At 71.8% G+C, this 17,065-nt stretch carries 6 protein-coding genes; 3 read left to right on the top strand and 3 right to left on the bottom strand.

Annotated elements, in window-relative coordinates:
* Positions 1–38: 38 nt before the first annotated feature.
* The 3 genes from N4G63_RS18540 to N4G63_RS18550 are packed head-to-tail and all read right to left on the bottom strand — an operon-like array spanning position 39 to position 14,411.
* Complete coding sequence (locus N4G63_RS18540) at positions 39–1,097, bottom strand: OmpA family protein (protein ID WP_314600047.1); 1,059 nt, start codon at positions 1,095–1,097, stop codon at positions 39–41.
* A gap of 8 nt (positions 1,098–1,105) precedes the next feature.
* The gene (locus tag N4G63_RS18545; RefSeq protein WP_314600048.1) at positions 1,106–4,549 is read right to left on the bottom strand and encodes an Ig-like domain-containing protein; all 3,444 of its coding nucleotides are present in this window, start codon (positions 4,547–4,549) and stop codon (positions 1,106–1,108) included.
* Positions 4,536–14,411, bottom strand: a complete 9,876-nt coding sequence (locus N4G63_RS18550; protein ID WP_314600049.1) for an SdrD B-like domain-containing protein — start codon at positions 14,409–14,411, stop codon at positions 4,536–4,538. Before N4G63_RS18550 ends, N4G63_RS18545 begins: the two co-directional genes overlap by 14 nt.
* A gap of 342 nt (positions 14,412–14,753) precedes the next feature.
* On the opposite strand from N4G63_RS18550, the gene N4G63_RS18555 reads away from it, so the two are divergent.
* The 3 genes from N4G63_RS18555 to ruvC are packed head-to-tail and all read left to right on the top strand — an operon-like array spanning position 14,754 to position 16,938.
* Positions 14,754–15,419 (top strand): lysophospholipid acyltransferase family protein, encoded by a 666-nt coding sequence (locus N4G63_RS18555; RefSeq protein WP_260787363.1) that lies wholly within the window; start codon positions 14,754–14,756, stop codon positions 15,417–15,419.
* Entirely contained in the window at positions 15,416–16,393 is a 978-nt protein-coding gene (locus N4G63_RS18560; protein WP_260787362.1) for a phosphatidate cytidylyltransferase, read from the top strand. Before N4G63_RS18555 ends, N4G63_RS18560 begins: the two co-directional genes overlap by 4 nt.
* A complete protein-coding gene (gene ruvC, locus N4G63_RS18565) occupies positions 16,390–16,938 on the top strand; it encodes a crossover junction endodeoxyribonuclease RuvC (protein WP_260787361.1) in 549 nt (182 codons plus the stop codon). Before N4G63_RS18560 ends, ruvC begins: the two co-directional genes overlap by 4 nt.
* Positions 16,939–17,065: the final 127 nt, after the last annotated feature.

Raw genomic sequence — 17,065 nt, forward strand, 5'->3', positions numbered from 1 at the left:
CGCCGGCCGCCACGCGCGGCGGCTGGCGCGCCGCCCGATCAGCGCTGGCGGGCGCTGATCGACACTTCCACCCGGCGGTTGGGCAGCAGGCATTCCTCGAGGTCGGCCTTCTTGCTGAAGCGCGCCTCGCAGCCCTGCACCTGCTGCTGGTCGCCGCGTGCGGCGGTGGTGATCAGCCGCGCCTCCACGCCCAGCTTCACCAGCACGTCGCGCACCGTGGCCACGCGCTTCTCGGACAGCTGCTGGTTGTAGTCGGTCTGGCCGGTGCTGTTCAGGCGGTCGGCATGGCCCACCAGGCGGATGGCCTGCACATCGAGCTTGCGCTCGCGCACCTGGGCCACCAGCTGCTCGAGCTGCAGCGTGCTCCAGGGGCGGATGTCGGTCGCGGTGTGCTTGTCGAAGTTGAACACCACCTGCGCGGCCAGCTCGAACTGCTGCACCACCACCGGTGGTGGCAGCTCGCGCGGCGCGGGCACGGGTGCAGGCGGCGGTGCGGGCGGGGCCGGCGGCGGCAGGCAGGCCTCGGCCAGCGCCCGGGCCTCGCCCAGCAGGTCTTCGGCAATCTGCACGTAGGGCTTGGCATGACGCCACTGTGCCTGCGCCTGCTCGTTGCCGGCATGCACCAGCTCGACCTCGGCGCAGGCGGTCTTTTGCTGCGCGCAGCGCCAGCCGGCATGGCCTTGCAGGGCCTGGGCCGCGGCCCACAGGTCGGGGCGGATGGCCACGGCCTCGCCGACCAGCGGCGTGGCCGTGGGCAGCGGCGTCACGCCCTGCTCCATGGCCACGACCAGCTTCTCGCTCTCGGTGAGGGCGGCCTGCGGGAACGGGCCGCGGTCGTTGCGGGTGTACTCGTGAAAGCTCACGTCCAGCCAGCACTGGGCCTTGCTGAGGTGGTAGTCGCGCACCGGCCGGCCACGGTCGTTGAGGCCCTTGATGCGCGACTGCAGGGCTTCATAGGCCTGCTGGTCGGCGCGGATGGCCGCGTCGCTGATGCGCTGGGCGGCGGGGTTGAGCTGGGTGGCCTGGGCCAGGGCGGCGCCAGGCACACAGGCCACGAAGGCGGCGGCGGCCAGGCAGGAGCGGGAAAAATACGTCATCGGGGATGTCATCGGTCGAGACTCCGGTTGACCTCGCGGTCACGGCTCTTGAACAGGTTCTCGTCGAACTTGAAACGAAGTCGCAGGTACACGCCGGAGCGGGTGTATTCGTAGCCGGCCAGGTCGGCATCGCCGGCAAAGCCGGTGGCATTGACGCCGGCACTGAGCCAGAGGTTGGTGCGCAGCAGGTAGCCGGCCTCGACACCGAAGGCCGTCTGCCGGGCGCCATGCTGGCCGATCTGCGCGGCGGCCAGCGCGCCGATGTCCCAGCGCTCGGTGATGTCGTAGGTGATGCGCCCCGACAGCAGCTGGGCCCGGAAGCTGTCCGTCACGCCGGCCTCGAAGCGGTCGGTCTGCCACTTGCCCGCCACCCGGCCGGTCAGCCACCAGGGGCGGCTGGGGTGCCAGTCGGCATGGGCCGAGGCGATCCAGGCACGGGTGCGCAGCTCGCCCACCGCGGCATTGCTGGCGTCGCGCTCGAGCTTGTGCTCGATCTTGGCCAGGCCGTTGACGCGGTTGGTGTCGGTGTCGCGGTAGGCCAGGCCGAGCTGGGCGCGGTCTTGCAGCACATCGCCGCGCGCCGCGTAGTCGGTGCGCAGCAGGTAGTTGCGGCCCAGCAGGGTCCAGTCGCGGGCCAGCTTGCGCGCCACGGTCACCTGCCACAGCGTGGTGGTGAAGGCCTCGTTGTCGGCGGTGCTGCCCAGGTCGCCCGAGCGGCGCAGCTCGAGCCGGGTGCCGGCCCGCCACAGCGGATGGGCCGTCCAGTCGAGCGCGCCGGCCACTGCGCGGGTCTTGGCGGTGCTGCCCGACAGCACGTTGACCTGCTCGTAGGCGCCGGTGGCACGCCAGCCTTCGGCGATGTCCCAGCCCTGGCGCACGCCCGAGGCAAGCTGCAGGTCGCGGCCCGACACCGCGTCGCGCAGGCGGTACTCGCTGAACAGCTGGGTGTCGCGCAGGTAGCTCGACTCAAGCCCGAAGGCAAAGGCCGAGGCCGAGCGTCCGGTGTCGGACACGCCGGCCATCTGCACCCAGCCGCTCTGGCGCTCGTAGCGGCCATACAGGCGGGTGCGTTCGGCCACCTGGTAGTCGGTGCCCAGCGCCACGCGGCGGCGGCGCTCGCCCGCGACATCGCCCTCGACCTCGGCGCCCAGGCGCAGGCGCTCGGTGGCCCGCCAGCCCAGGCCGAGGCGTGCGGTGTCGCTGCCCAGGCGGGTGCCGGCAGCCAGGCTGCTGGTGGCTGCCGTGAGGCTGCCCTGGGTGATGACCGGCAGGCCGGTGACCGGGTCGAGCACGCTGGCGCCGTAGCCCAGCGCGCCGCCGGCCGAACCGCTGGCAATGCTGCCGCTCAAGCCCGAGGTCAGGCCGAAGGGCGAGGTGATCACGCCATTGCCCTGGGTGCCCACGGTCTCGCGGGCGCTGCGCAGGCCGGCATCGAGCGTGAGCCGCTCGCTGGCCAGCCAGCGCAGGCCCAGGCCGGCCTGGCCGCGGTGGCCGCCGCCGGCGTTGCGGTCTTCGCTGCGGTAGCCCTCGACATAGGCCTTCAGCTCGGGCGTGAGCTTGAAGGCCGCCAGGCCATAGGCCTCGCCACGGCCGCCGCTGAGCGGCGCCCCGGGGTTGTTGAAGGCCGGCGACGAGCGCCCGGCCGACAGCCGCGCCTCGGTGCTGTCGCCCTCGTGCGCAAACTCCAGGCGGGCGGCCTTGCCGGTGACCTCGCCGCTGCGGCCGGCCAGGCCGGGCGTGACGTTCTGGTTGGCCGGGTTGGTGTTGACGGTGCTGGTGCTTTGCGCGCCTTCCACCACCAGCGCGGTGCGCGGGCCCATGCGCCAGGTGGCGTTGGCGCTGGCCAGGTCGTAGGGCGCCAGCGGGTTGCGGTCTTTCACCAGCGAGCCGCCCAGCTCGAGCTGCTCGGCCAGCTTGACCTGGGCGTCGCCGCCCACGGTCCAGTATGGATCGCCGCCCTGGTCCACCTCGTAGCTGATGCGCAGCGACACCGGGTTCAGGTCGTCGTCGAGCGCCGGCAGAAACTGGCTCAGCAGGATGCGGCCCGAGAAGGGCTCGAAGCTGTAGTCGATCAGGCGCGCCAGCGCGCGCACGCTGACGATGCGCGCCGGCTGGGCGCGGTCGCGCACCACCACCTCGACCTTCTCGCTGCCCTCGACCACCGCGCTGTTGCGCAGGCCGTAGGGGCCCGAGCCCTGGCTGGAGAACTCTTCCACCACGTTGCGCAGCGTGTCCTGGAACACGAACAGGTTGCCGGTGAAGCGACCCTCCTCGTGGTGCAGGCGCACGCCGGTGGCGGTGCGGTTCCAGGCGCCCAGGCTGCGCGACTTGAGCGAGGCCACGGCGCCCTGCCCCAGCGGCTGCGAGAAGCCGTCGCCGGTGGCGAAATCGCCGTACAGCGCATAGCTCTTGGCCTTGTCCACGCGCACGTACAGGCGGCTGCCCGAGCGCGCATCGACGCTGCGCATCGAGGCGTCGCCATACACCGGGTAGAACTCGTCGGGGCGGATGTCGCGCAGCAGGCGTGCGCGGGTGTCCTTGTCGGAGTCGTAGCCGGCGGTCAGCAGCACGTCGCCGCGGATCGTGCCCTTCAGGAAGAAGGCGGTGCGGGCACCGACATTGGCCTTGCCGCCGCGAAACTCGCGCGCCCAGGATTCGATCTCCTGCTCGAAGGCATCGCCGCGGCGGGCCGGCGTGAGCACGGTGCGGTTGCGGAAGTTGACGATGCCTTCCACCAGGCCGGCAGCCACCATCGAGCGCAGCTCGGGCACGAAGCTGATGGTGCCCGAGGCCTCGTGGTCGCCGGCGCTGACGCGCACGCGCACATCCTGCGCATCGGCCGGCGCCAGCAGCGTGAAGGTGGCCACGCCAGCGCTCACCTTGAGCTGCACGCCGGGCACCGTGCGGTCGGCGTCCAGGCCGCGCGGGCCGGCCTCGTCGGTGCGCGCACCGGGCAGCAGCACGCGGCCACCCGAGTGCTCGAGCGTGGCAAAGGCCTCGCCGGCCAGCGGCCGGCCCTGGGCATCGAACAGGCGCACGGTGATCTGCACCGGGCTCTGGCCGTCGGCCGGCACGCCGTCGCGATCAACCTCGACCACGAGGCGCTGCACGCCGGCATTGGCGGCGTAGTTCAGGCCGCTGCGCTCGCCGCGGAACAGGACGCCGGGCTGGGCGTCCTGGCCCGGCACGCGCGGGTACAGCGCGGCGTCGCCGGCGGCCAGCGGCGTGTAGCGCACGTCGGTGGGCGAGCCCGCCGGTGGCGCGCTGCCGGCGCCGGTTTGCGCCTGGGCCTGCAGCTGCGCCCAGGGCGCGGCCAGGCCGGCCGCGGCGGCAACCGCCCAGGCCAGCGGGCGGATGGATGGGCGAACGGATGGGCGGATCAGCAGGCCGTTGCCGGGGCGGAGCAAGGCGCCGGCCACGGCGCGTGCAAGGCGTCGGTCAGCGCGTGCCATTCGACGCTCCGTTCGGCTGGGCCTTGCTGGCGGACGTGGCATCCGGTGCCTGCGACGCGTCTCGCCCGTCGGGTGGCGGCCGGTTCATCGGCAATTGCGAGGTGGGCACGTTGTCTTCGGTCTCGGTACGCAGCGGCGTGGCCTGCGGGGCCGGCGCCGCCTGGCGCGGTTTGGGTGCGCGCTGGTTGGCACCATCGGTGCCTTGTTGCGGCGAGCTCAGCGGGTTCAGGCCATGCGCCTTGCTGTCGAAGCGCAGCGCGGGGCCGCCCTTCTTCTCGGTCTCGGGCGCACGCACCTCGCCCTGGGCACGGCGGGCCTTGACCTGCTCGAGCACGGTGTTGCTGCAGCTGCCGTCGATGAAGTCGGCGCGGTGCAGCTCACCGGTCTTGAGGTCCAGCCACAGGCTGCCGGCATCGCCCAGGTTGCGGTTGCTGCTGGTGGTCAGGCGGGTACCGCGCGGCAGCGTGGCCGGATCGACCTTGATCACATGGCTGCGCGGCGGCAGGCCGCAGACGCTGTACTTGCCCTCGGAGTCGCTGATCAGCGTGGTGCCGTCACTGACGATCAGGCGCACGCCGGGCACGCCCAGCTCTTCGCGGTCTTGCACGTGGTTGCCGTTGCAGTCGACGAACACCTTGCCGAGCACGCAGGCCTCGGTGGCGAACACGCCGCTGGTCACGCGCACCGCATGGCGGCCCTCGTTGGTGGCCACGGCACCGCCCACCGGCTGGAAGCCGGCGTCGACGCAGCCGCTGGCCAGGCTGCAGCCATGGGCACGGGCGCGGTTGATGCCGTCGCCCTGCTGCGCGCCCACGCCCACCCGCACCCGGTAGCGCAGCACCGCCTGGCCGCTGGTGCCGATGCTGCCCAGGTTGAAGGCCAGCGTCGGGCCCAGGCCGCCAGATCCACCCATGGGATCGGCAATGCTCACACCGTCCACCGAGGCCGTGCCGCGGATGTAGGTGAAGCCGGCCGGCAGGCGGTCGACCACCGTGGTCTGCGTCGGCCTGGCGCCGCTGGTCACCTGCACCGTGATGGTGTAGCGCACGCTGTCACCAACCTCGGCCACGGCCTTGTCGCCGGTCTTGGACAGCGACATCGCGCCGGGCAGCGCCGGATCGATCGGGATGTGGTTGTTGACCACATCGGGGCCGCCCGAGCCGGTGCGGATCTCGAGGTAGTAGGTGGTGTCGGAGCCGGTCGGCGCGGCGGCCGAGGGCTGCACCGGGAAGCTGGTGCCGGGTGCACCGCTGGGCACCAGCGGCCCGGCCGCTGGCGGCAGCGCCTGCGACGGGAAGCCGTAACCCGCCGGCGGCGTGACCACCAGGCCGAACACGCAGCTCGCCGGGGCCTGCGGGCCGAAGAAGAACTGGTACAGGCCGGTGTCGCCCACGGTCATCGAGATCGCGTCACCGTTGATCGTGTAGCCGCCCACGGTGGCGCCAACGATGTGCGTGGCCGGGTTCCAGCCCGGGCAGCTGCCCACCGGCGCCAAGGTGACCACCGAGCCGGGCACCGGGGTGCGCGTGGCCGAGTCGTAGACCACGCCGCTGGGATCGACCGGCAGGCTCTGCTGCGGCAGTTCCTGGCCGGCGGCCAGCACCACGTTGAGCTGCGGCGCGCTGCCGGCCACCACGCAGGAGCTGGCGGTGCCGCTGGCCGGCAGGCCGGTGGCGCACGCGCTGCCCGACGAGCCGGGAGCCGTCTCGCCATTGACCGGGTAGCCGAACACCACCTGCGACACCGGGTCGCGGAAGCGGATGGCGTACTCGATGCCGGGCACCAGATCGCTGACCTTGTAGCTGCCGTCGCTGGCCGTGGTGGTGCTGGCGATCAGCTGGTTGCTGACCGGATCGACCACCTCGACCACCCAGGCCGGCAGGCGGCGGTCACCGGCGTCGAGCACGCGGGCGCCGGTGCCGATGTCGAACCACACCGTGCCCGACACCGAGGCGGCCAGCTGCACCGCCACCGCGTCGCGGCAGGCGTTGTGCTCGGGCACGCTGGCGCACAGCGGCAGCGCGGCCACGTTGCCGGCCATGGCCGCGCGCTCGGCGGCGCTGGGGCGGCGCACGTCGAGCTCGCCACCGCCATCCACCATCACCGCGTTGTTCACCGGCGAGGCGGCGGCGGCCGCCGCGCCCACCTGGGTGACCACGGTGATGGCATCGGCGCCGGTGACGTTGACACCCAGCACCGTGCTGCTGCTGCAGCTGAACTGCGAGGCACCGGCGGCGCCCACGCAGGCCCAGCCGTTGCCGGTGGGCGTGGCGGCCAGGGTCAGGCCGGTGGGCAACTGGTCGGTGACGGTGTAGCTGCCGCTGCTGGCGGCATCGCCCACGTTGCGCACCGTGATGCGCCAGGTGGCCGGCTTGCCCACGGTGAACAGGCTGCCGTCATGCGTCTTGCGCACCCGCAGGTCGGGCGACTGGCCGATCTCGCCGAAGTTGTTGGCCACGCTCTCGCCACCCGGCTGCAGCACGATGGCGCTGATGGCCGACGGCGTGGTGGCCTTGTCGGTGGCGTTGCCGCCCAGCGAACCGGCCAGGGTCTGGCCGTTCAGGGTGCCGGCGGGCTGGGTGGGCTCGGTGACCGTGTAGTTGCCCGGGCGCAAGCCCTCGAAGGCGTACACGCCCGCGGCGTCGGTGTTGACGGTGAGGTTGACCGCGCGACCCATGTCGTCGATGCCGGTCAGCACCATCGGCACGCCCGACAGGCCGCTCTCGCTGGCGTCGATGGCGCCGTTGTCATTGCCATCGCCCCACACGCGGCCGCTGATGCGGCTGGCCAGCAATTCGCCGAAGTCGTTGCCGCTGGACACCTGGGCCACGCCCAGCGTGATGCTGCTGATGGCGCTGGGCGTGCTGCCGGCCAGGGTGGCCGTGCCGCCGGCGCTGCCGGGGCGCACCCGGCCGTCCAGCGTGCCTGCCGGCTGGCTGGGCTCGGTGACGGTGTAGGTGCCGGGCGCCAGACCGTCGAAGCGGTAGTTGCCGCTGGCATCGGTGGTGGTGCTGCGGCTCACGGCCTGGCCGGTGCTGTCGGTGCCGGTCAGCGTGATGGTCACGCCGGCCAAGCCGATCTCGGCCGGCTCGGCGATGCCGCTGTTGTCGGCATCCAGCCACACGCGGCCGCTGATCACGCTGTTGGCCGGGATCTCGCCGAAGTTGTTGGCGCTGGCGCTGGCGCCGGGGGTGGTCAGCGCGATGCCGGCAAGGGCGCTGGGCGCGGTGCCGGCCGGCGTGGCCGTGCCGCCGGCGGTGCCCGGCACGGTCAGGCCGTTGCGGGTGCCCGGCGGCTGGGTGGGCTCGGTCACGGTGTAGGTGCCCGGGCGCAGGTCGGCCACGCTGTAGCGGCCGTCGGCGCCGGTCACGACGCTGCGGCTGACCGCGGCGCCGGTGTCGTCGGTGCCGGTGATCTGCAGCGTGACGCCGGCAATGCCGGTGTCGGCAGGCAGGTTCTGCAGGCCGTTGTTCTCGACATCGAGGAACACCGTGCCGCTGATCGCCACCGGCAGGATCTCGCCGAAGTGGTAGGCCGTGGCATCGGTGCCGGCAGGCAGCGCGATGCCGCTCACCGTGCTGGGCAGATTGGCCACGCCCGCGGCCGTGCCGCCGGCACTGCCGGCGCTGGTGCGGCCGTTGAGCGTGGTGACGCTGCTGCCGGCCACCGTGACGGCCGGCTGGGCCGCCTGCTCGGTGACGGTGTAGCCGGCCGGGCCGGCGGCCAGCAGGTCGCCGAAGGACCAGTTGCCCGCCGCATCGGTGGTGGTGCTGCGGTTGACCGGGTTGCCGGCGGCATCGCTGCCGCTGAGCGTGACGGTGACACCGGCGATGCCGCTGTCGCTGCCCGCGCGGCTGCCGTCGTTGTTGGCATCCAGGTACACGCTGCCGGCCAGCGAGCCCACGCGCTCGCCGAACAGGTTGCCCGGTGAGCCGGCGGCCGGCAGGTTGCTGATGGTGATGGCGTTGGCCGTGCCGCTGGCACCGCCGGTGCCGGGGTTGACGCCGCCGTCGGCATAAGCGGCCGGCTGGGTCTGGCACACGGTGTAGGTCAGGCCGGCCGAGGCGCCGCTGAAGCTGAAGTTGCCGCTGGCATCGGTGGTGGTGGTGGCCACCGGCGTGCCGCTGCAGCTGCTGCCCTGGTAGAGCGTGAGCGTGACGCCGGGGATGCGGCCGTCGGTGGGCGTGGCGTCGGCCGCGCCGTTGCGGTTGCGGTCGATGTAGACCGTGCCGCTGATCGGCGCGACCGGCAGCTCGCCGAAGTTGTAGCCGGTGGCCTGGGTGCCGGCCGGCAGCACGATGGCGCCGTGCACGTCGTTGACGGCCACGCTGCCACCGGCCGAGCCGGCGGTGTCGCGGCCGTCGTTGAAGCTGCCGGCCGATGCGGGGATCGCGCCCTCGCTCACCGTGTAGCCGGCGGCGTCGCTTTGCGGCAGGTCGTCGAAACGGTAGTTGCCGTCGGCATCGGTGACGGTGCTGCGGCTGACCACGGCCCCGCCGCTGTCGCGCCCGCTCAGCGTGACCGGCACGCCGGCCAGGCCGCTTTCGCCGGCATCGCGCAGGCCGTTGTGGGTGTTGGCCGGCGTGGCCGGGCTGCTGTCGACATACACCGTGCCGGCAATCGACGCGGCACGCTCGCCGAACAGGTTGTTGGCCGAGCCGCCGGCCGGCAGGTTGCTGATGGCGATGGCATTGACGGCCGCGCCGCTGCCGCTGGTGCCAGGGTTGGTGCCGCCATCGGCATAGCCCGCGGGCTGGCTCTGGCACAGCAGGTAGCTGCCGCCCACCGCCAGGTTGGCGAAGCTGTAGTTGCCGCTGGCGTCGGTGGTGGTGGTCTGCAGCGTGGTGCCGCTGGCGCAATCGGCGCCCTGCACCAGGCGCACGGTGACGCCCGGCAGGCGGCCGTCGGCCGGTGCGGCGTCCATCGCGCCATCGCGGTTGCGGTCGAGGTAGACCGTGCCGCTGACCGTGGCCACCGGCAGCTCGCCGAAATGGTAGCCGCTGGCCGCCGTGCCGGCCGGCAGCACGATGCCGGCGAACGCGTCGTTCAGCGCGGCGCTGCCGCCGGCGCTGCCCACGGCCTCGCGGCCGTCCACGAAGCTGCCGGCCGAGGTGGGAATGGTGCCCTCGGACACCGTGTAGCCGGTGGCGTTGGACGGCGGCAGGTTGTCGAAGCGGTAGTTGCCGTCGGCATCGGTGGTGGTGCTGCGGCTCACTGCGTTGCCGCTGGCGTCGGTGCCGGTCAGGCGCACCGGCACGCCGGCAATGCCGCTCTCGCCGGTGTTGCGCACGCCGTTGTCGAAGTTGGCCACGGTGCCGGCGCCGGTGTCCTGGTACACGCTGCCCGACAGCGCGCCCAGCGTCTCGCCGAAGCTGTTGCCGCTGGAGCCGGCTGCCGGCAGGTTGCTGATGCTGATCTGGTTGCTGCCGGCCGTGCCGTTGGCATTGCCGTTGCCGTAGCCGGCGGGCTGGGTCTGGCACACCAGGTAGTTCTGGCCCACGGCCACGTCGTCGAAGCGCCAGCTGCCATCGGCGGCGCTGGTGGTGGTCTGCAGCGTGGTGCCGCTGGTGCAGTCGGCACCTTGCACCAGGCGCACGGTGACGCCGGGCAGGCGCGTGCTCTCGCTGCCGCCCAGCGCGTTGTCGCGGTCGGCGTCGAGGTAGATCAGGCCGCTGATGCTGGTGCGGGTGGCCAGCCGCTCGCCAAAGTTGAACTGCGTGCCGACCAGGCCGGTGCTCAGGTCGATGCTGGCGATGCGGTCGGTGCCGGCAGCCGGCTGGTCGGGCTGCGCCGTGCAGCCGCTGGCGCAGGCCGCGCCGTTGACCAGGCCGGGGTTCACCGGGCCGTTGGTCACCCCGGCGGGCAACGGCTCTTCCAGCGTGTAGAGCAGGCTGGGGTCGAGCGCGCTGAAGTTGTAGGCGCCGCTGGCATCGGTGGTGGTGGTGGCCACCACGGCACCGCTGGCGGCATTGAGCAGGCGCACCGTGGCGCCGGCGATCGGGGTGTCGCCGCCGCTGTCGCGCACGCCGTTGTTGTTGGCGTCGGCGTAGACAAAACCACCCAGGCTGGCTTGCGGCAGCTCGGGGAAGTTGTAGGCGGTGGCATTGCTGCCGGCGGTCAGCACCACGCCGCTGTAGCTGGAGTTGCCGCTGGTGCCGCCCGCAGCATGGCTGCCGCCGGCGCTGGGCGCCGCACTGCCGCTGGTGGGCGGTGCCACCGGGCCGTTGACGAAGCCGGCCGGCTGCGTCTCGGTGACGGTGTAGCCGCTGGCGTCCGACGGCGACAGGCCGGTGAAGCTGTAGTTGCCGTCGCTGTCGGTGGTGGCGCTGAGGTCGACCGGGTTGCCGAAGGCATCGGTGCCGGTCAGGCGCAGGCTCACGCCGGCAATGCGCGGCTCGCTGGCGCCGGCCTGCGGCACGCCGCCATTGGCGCCGCTGCGGTCACGGTCCTGGAACACGGTGCCCGAGAGGCTGGCCTGCACCACGCCCACCACGGCCGAGCCGGTGTTGTTGCCGCCCGGCACGTCCACCGCGCCGGTCTTGGCCGGATCGTTGTCGACGATGGCGCTGTTGGTCAGGTTGCCGCCAGCCGGGAAGCTGGTCACGCGCACCGGGATGGTGATGGTGGCCTCGCCGGTGCTGTCGAGCTGGCCGAGCGCGCAGCTCACGGTCAGGCCGCTGGCGCTGCAGGTGCCGCTGGCCGCGCTGCGGGTGCGGGTCCAGGTGATGGTGCCGAGGATCTCGGTGCCGGCCGGCAGCGTGTCGGTGACATCGGTGCGCAGCGAATTGCCGGGGCCGTTGTTGACCACCCGCACGATCCAGTTGAAGGGCTGGCGCAGGCTGACGCTGGCCACGCTGGCGCTCTTGGTCAGGCGCAGGTCGACCTTCTGGCGCGTGGTGGTCTGCTCGTTCTCGCTGTTGTTGGTGCTCAGCAGGTCGGTCTCGTTGCCGGCCACCGAGGCCACGTTGTTGAACACGTCGCCGGTGGCCGCGGGCTGCTCCAGCACCTCGAAGCGCAGGAACAGGTCCTTGCTTTCACCGCTGGCCATCTCGCCCTGCGCCGCTGCGCTGCTGGCGGGCAGGCTGCAGGTGAAGGTGGGCAGCGCGGTGCCGGCAGCCGACACACTGCCCGCACCCGTGCACAGCGCCGGCGCATTGCAGGTGGAACCGCCCGTGGCCGTGGTGTCGCAGACGAAGCGCACGGTCTTGCCTGCCGGCGGCACCATCGATTCGGTCACACGCACGCCGGTGGCATGCGAGGGGCCGTTGTTGGTGATGCGCACCCGGTAGTTCAGGAAGGTGGCGCCCAGCGTGAACGGCACCGGGTCACCGGCACCGGCCACCACCGCATCGGGCACGTCGACCTTGTTGATCTGCAGGTCGGATTCGGAGGCCCGCACGGTCAGCGTGGCATTGGCGCTGTTGTTGGCGCTGTTGGCATCGGCCGTGGTGGCGGCGATGGTGGCGGTGTTGGGCAGGGTGCGCTCAGGCTCGCCGGCCATCCAGTTGGGGCGCACGACCAGGGTGATCGACTGCGCCTCGTTGCGGATCATGCTGCCGATGGTGCAGGTGATGCTGGGCGCGGCCGGGGTGATCTGGGCACCGGCGGCCACGTTGCAGCTCGAGCCCGCCTTGGTGGACGCGATCGACACCACGGTGAAACCGCTGTCGCCCGCCGGCAGGTTGAAGCTGTCGGTCACCGTCACGCCCGCCGAGGTGGACGGGCCGGTGTTCGAGAACGACATCGTGTAGGTGGCCGCCTCGCCGGCCCGCACGCTGGCCGGCAACACGCCCTTGGCGATCTGCAGATCGGCCACCGGCACGATGGTCAGCGTGTCCTGGGCCGAGTTGTTGCCGCTGTTGGAGTCGCCCTCGACGCTGTTGCTCACCGTGGCGGTGTTGGTCGCCGTCACGCCGTTGAGCGGGCGGTTGATGACCATGTTGACGCTGGCGGTCTCGCCCGGCAGCAGCACGCCGCCGTTTTGCGTGCAGCGCAGCCCGGCATTGGCGGTGCTGCAGGTGAAGGTGGCGGTGCTGCCGGCCGAAACCGTGACCGTCACCGGGCTGCTGATCGTGGCGGCAGTGAAGCCGAGCCCGTTGTAGAACGCCGCGGGCAGCGGATCGGCGATCACCACGCCGGTGGCGCCGGCGCCGTTGAGCGAGGCGTTGGTGACCACCAGGCTGAAGGTGGCGCTGGTCTCGGTGGCCGACATGATCTTGTCGCCGCCGGTGGGCGTGCTGCTGAGCTTGGTGATGGCCAGATCGGGCGCGCCGGCTGTGGCGTTCGAGGTGGCGGTGGCGCAGTCGTTGGTGCTGATCGGATCACCCTGCACCGGCGGCAGCGCGGTGGCCGACGAGCCGCTGGGCACCGAGTTGCCGGTACAGGCCGTGTTGCTCATCGTGCCGGTGCCGGTGGCGGTGGTGACGATGGTCAGCGCCGGCAACGCGGTCAGCGCCAGGCCGGCGGCATTGGCATGCTCGCAGACGATGTCCTGGCCATTGGGCGTGCAGCTCCAGCCGGTGCCGGAGAAACTGACGAAGGTCTCGGCGCCCAGGCGCTCGATCACCCGCACCGGCCCGGTGGCCGTGCGCGGACCGTTGTTGCGCACGGTGATCGTCGAGGTCATGTTCGAGCCGACGTTCACCGGGTTCGGCGTCTTGGTCTTGATCAGGCTCAGGTCGGCGCCATCGGGGCGCACGTTCACCGTCACCGAGCCGCTGTTGTTGGTGGACACCGGGTCGGCCGTGGCCGAGGCGATCGTCGCGGTGTTGGTGTAGTTGGTGCTGGTGGCGGTGCTGGGCGCGGTGGCAACGATGGTGATGTTGTCGATGGCGCCCACCGGCAGCGTGGCGCGGGTGCAGCTCACCGTCTGGCCGCTGGCCGAGCAGCTCCAGTTGGTGCCGCTGGCCGACACGAAGGTCCAGCCGGCCGGCAGGGTGTCGGTCACCACGGCGTTGTTGGCCTGGCTCGGGCCGCCGTTGCGCGGCTGGATCAGGAAGCTCACGCTGGCGCCCGAAGCCGCCGGCGAACCCGAGCTGACCGTCTTGCTGTCGATGCGCACATCGGCACCGGGGTCGACCGTGGTGTTGGCGGTGGCGGTGTTGTTCGAGCTGTCGGGGTCGGCCGTGCCGCCGGCCGAAGGCTCCAGCGTGGCGGTGTTGGTGACCGTGCCGCTGCCCACGTTGACCGTGGCCACCACGCTCACCGGCGGAATGGCGGCGCCCACGGCATGCGGCCCGGGCCGCGTGCAGGTGACCGTGCCCGAGGCATGGCTGCAGCTCCAGCCGCTGCCGCTGGCCGACACGAAGGTGCTGGACGGCGACAGCGTGTCGATCAGCGTGATCGCGTTCGAGGCGTTCGGGCCGGCATTGCTGGCGGTGAGGGTGTAGGTGACGTTGCCGCCGCCCACCACCGGATTGGGCGAACCGGTCTTGGTCAGGCCCAGGTTGGCGCCACTGATGATGGTGGTGGTCTGGGTCTGGGTGTTGTTGGCGCTGTTGCTGTCGTTGTCCGAGCTCAGCGTGGCCGTGGCGGTCAGCGTGGTGGGGCCGGGCACGGTCGTGCGCCAGGTCATCAGGATGTTGCGCACATCGGCGCCGTTGGCGCCCAGGGCCCCCAGGTTGCAGTCGATCTGGGTGGCGGAGGTGGCCACGCAGTTCTGGCTGGCCGGCGTGGCCGACACAAAGCTGGCACCGCTGGGCAGCGTGACGCGCAGGCGCACATTGCTGGCCACGTCAACCGCGTTGTTGTCGATGCGCAGGGTGTAGGCGTAGGCGCCGCCGGCGGCCACCGGATCGGGGTTGTCCGAGAACTCGGCAATCTGCGGATCGGCGGCCCAGGCCATGGCGGGCACCGCCAGCATCACGGCAGCCACACAGCGCATCACGGCCTTGACCGGCTCCAACGCGCTCAGACCGCGCCAACGAAATCCCTCAATCACCTGACAACTCCTGCGGCCGGACCGCGCCGACCCCTCGTTCAGCAGCCTCGGGGGCCGTGACGGGCATCGCTCGTTAGTGTTTTCCAGGACGCCATCGTATGAGGCAGAACCCTGAATCGAACGAAATGTGCCCGAATCTGGCCTCAAATCCTCAGACAGAACGACATTGCTCACAATCTGCAACAGATCTGAGACTCAAGATCAGAATTTGTTGGCCGATTGACGCGCGCGCGCGGGCCGGGTGCCGCCGCATAAGATCAGGGCATGACCCGCGCCGATGCCATGGGCCTGCTGCTGTCCTTCGTGGCCCGGTTGATCACCGGCGCGCAAGGCCACTGGCGAGGCTGCCCGCCCAAGGCCGAACAGCGCATCTACTTTGCCAATCACCAGAGCCACCTCGACTGGGTGCTGATCTGGGCCGCGCTGCCGCGCGAGCTGCGCGCCAGCACCCGGCCGATCGCCGCCAAGGACTACTGGACCAGCAGCCCGTTCAAGCACTGGCTCACGCGCGAGGTGTTCAACGCGGTGTACGTGAACCGCCAGCGAACCGACGACCAGGACCCGCTCGAGCCGCTGCTCGAGGCCCTGGCCAACGGCGACTCGCTGGTGATCTTTCCGGAAGGCACGCGCAGCAGCCGCGGCCTGCCGCAGCCGTTCAAGAGCGGGCTGTACCACCTGGCGCGGCAGTTTCCGCAGGTGCCGCTGGTGCCGGCCTGGATCGACAACGTGCAGCGCGTGATGCCCAAGGGCGAGGTCGTGCCGGTGCCCATCCTGTGCACGGTGAGTTTCGGCGCGCCGATCCAGCTGGCCACGGTGGACGGCCAGCCCGAGGACAAGGCGGCCTTCCTGGCACGCGCACGGCAGGCGGTGGTGGCCCTGCAGCCGGCCGGCCACGGCACCAGCGACGACCCGATGGCCCGCGCCACATGAGCTGGCTGCGCAGTCTGGATGCGCGCCAGCAGGTGGCGCTGCTGTTCGTGGTGCTGTTCGGCCTGCTGGCGCTGGCCAGCGCCGCCACCGCGATGCTGGCCCTGCGCGAGCGTGATGCGCAGCAGGCCGGGCGCTTTGCGCGCGCCCAGCGCGACCTGCGCGCGGTGTGGATCGGCGCGGTGGTGTTCTGGCTGGCCTGGGTGTCGGGGGCGGCCGGCGCCACGCTGCTGTTCGGCGTGATCTCGTTTCTGGCGCTGCGCGAATACATCACGCTGGTGGCCACCCGGCGCAGCGACCACCGCAGCCTGCTGCTGGCCTTCTTTGTGGTGCTGCCGCTGCAGTTCGCGCTGGTGGGCTGGCGGCGCTTCGACCTGTTCTCGGTGTTCATCCCGGTCTACATGTTCCTGGCCATCCCGGTGATCAGCGCGCTGGCCGGCGACCCCGAGCGCTTTCTCGAGCGCAACGCCAAGATCCAGTGGGGCATCACGGTGTGCGTCTACGGCCTGTCGCACGCCCCGGCGCTGCTGCTGCTGAACTTTCCGAAGCTGCCCGACCGCGGCGCGTTCCTGCTGTTTTTTCTGGTGATGGTGACCGCCGCCGCGCAACTGGCCCAGGAGGCCGCCAGCCGCCGCCTGCGGCGCCGGCCGGTGGCGCGCCACATCGACCGCAGCTTCTCGCTGCGCGCCTGGGGCAGCGGCGTGCTGGCCGGCGCGTTGCTGGGCGCCCTGCTGTTCTGGATCACGCCGTTCAAGCTGGGCCAGGCCCTGGTGATGGCCGCCATTGCCGGCGGCGCCGGCACGCTGGGCGACTTTGTGATGCGCGCGCTGAAGAAGGACGCCGGCGTGCGCTGGTGGGGCAACGAGAGCTCGGTCACCGGTGCGGTGGGCCTGCTCGACCGCGTGGCGCCGCTGTGTTTTGCCGCGCCGGTGTTCTTTCACTCCGTGCGCTGGTACTTCCAGCTTCAGCCTTCATGAGAATCCTGGGCATCGACCCCGGCCTGCAACGCACCGGCTTCGGCGTTGTCGACATCGACGGCAGCCAGCTCAGCTATGTGGCCAGCGGCACCATCAGCACCACCGAGGCCGACAAGGGCAACCTGCCGGCACGGCTGAAGCTGATCTTCGACGGCGTGTGCGAGGTGCGCCAGCGCTACCAACCGCAGTCGGCGTCGGTGGAGATCGTGTTCGTCAACGTCAACCCGCAGAGCACGCTGCTGCTGGGCCAGGCGCGCGGCGCGGCGCTGGCGGCGCTGGTATCGGGCGACCTGCCTGTTGCCGAGTACACCGCGCTGCAGATGAAAAAAGCCATCGTCGGCCACGGCCTGGCCAGCAAGGACCAGGTGCAGGCGATGGTGATGCGCCTGCTGCAGCTGCCCGGCCTGCCGGGCAAGGACGCGGCCGATGCGCTGGGCCTGGCCATCGTGCATGCGCATGCCGCGCGGCACCTGCTGGCCCTGGGCAGCGCGGGCGATCTGGCGCGGCGCAGCCAGAGCCAGTACCGGCGCGGACGGGCGGTGTAGCTGGGGCACCCGGCCCCGCGGGTACGCGGGGCCACCCGCCGTGCGGGTTGCCGGCCGGCTTCGGAGCGGCCGGGCGCCGGCCGGCTGGGGCACCCGGCCCCGCGGTTACACGGGGCCACCCGCCGTG

The organism is Aquabacterium sp. OR-4 (assembly GCF_025290835.2).
Lineage (GTDB): Bacteria > Pseudomonadota > Gammaproteobacteria > Burkholderiales > Burkholderiaceae_C > Pseudaquabacterium.

What these genes read in the sequence shown, in the direction of transcription:
- N4G63_RS18540 (WP_314600047.1), bottom strand. Translation starts at nt 1,097, where the DNA reads ATGACGTATTTTTCCCGCTCCTGCCTGGCCGCCGCCGCCTTCGTGGCC.
- N4G63_RS18560 (WP_260787362.1), top strand. Translation starts at nt 15,416, where the DNA reads ATGAGCTGGCTGCGCAGTCTGGATGCGCGCCAGCAGGTGGCGCTGCTG.
- ruvC (WP_260787361.1), top strand. Translation starts at nt 16,390, where the DNA reads ATGAGAATCCTGGGCATCGACCCCGGCCTGCAACGCACCGGCTTCGGC.
- N4G63_RS18555 (WP_260787363.1), top strand. Translation starts at nt 14,754, where the DNA reads ATGACCCGCGCCGATGCCATGGGCCTGCTGCTGTCCTTCGTGGCCCGG.
- N4G63_RS18550 (WP_314600049.1), bottom strand. Translation starts at nt 14,411, where the DNA reads ATGCTGGCGGTGCCCGCCATGGCCTGGGCCGCCGATCCGCAGATTGCC.
- N4G63_RS18545 (WP_314600048.1), bottom strand. Translation starts at nt 4,549, where the DNA reads ATGGCACGCGCTGACCGACGCCTTGCACGCGCCGTGGCCGGCGCCTTG.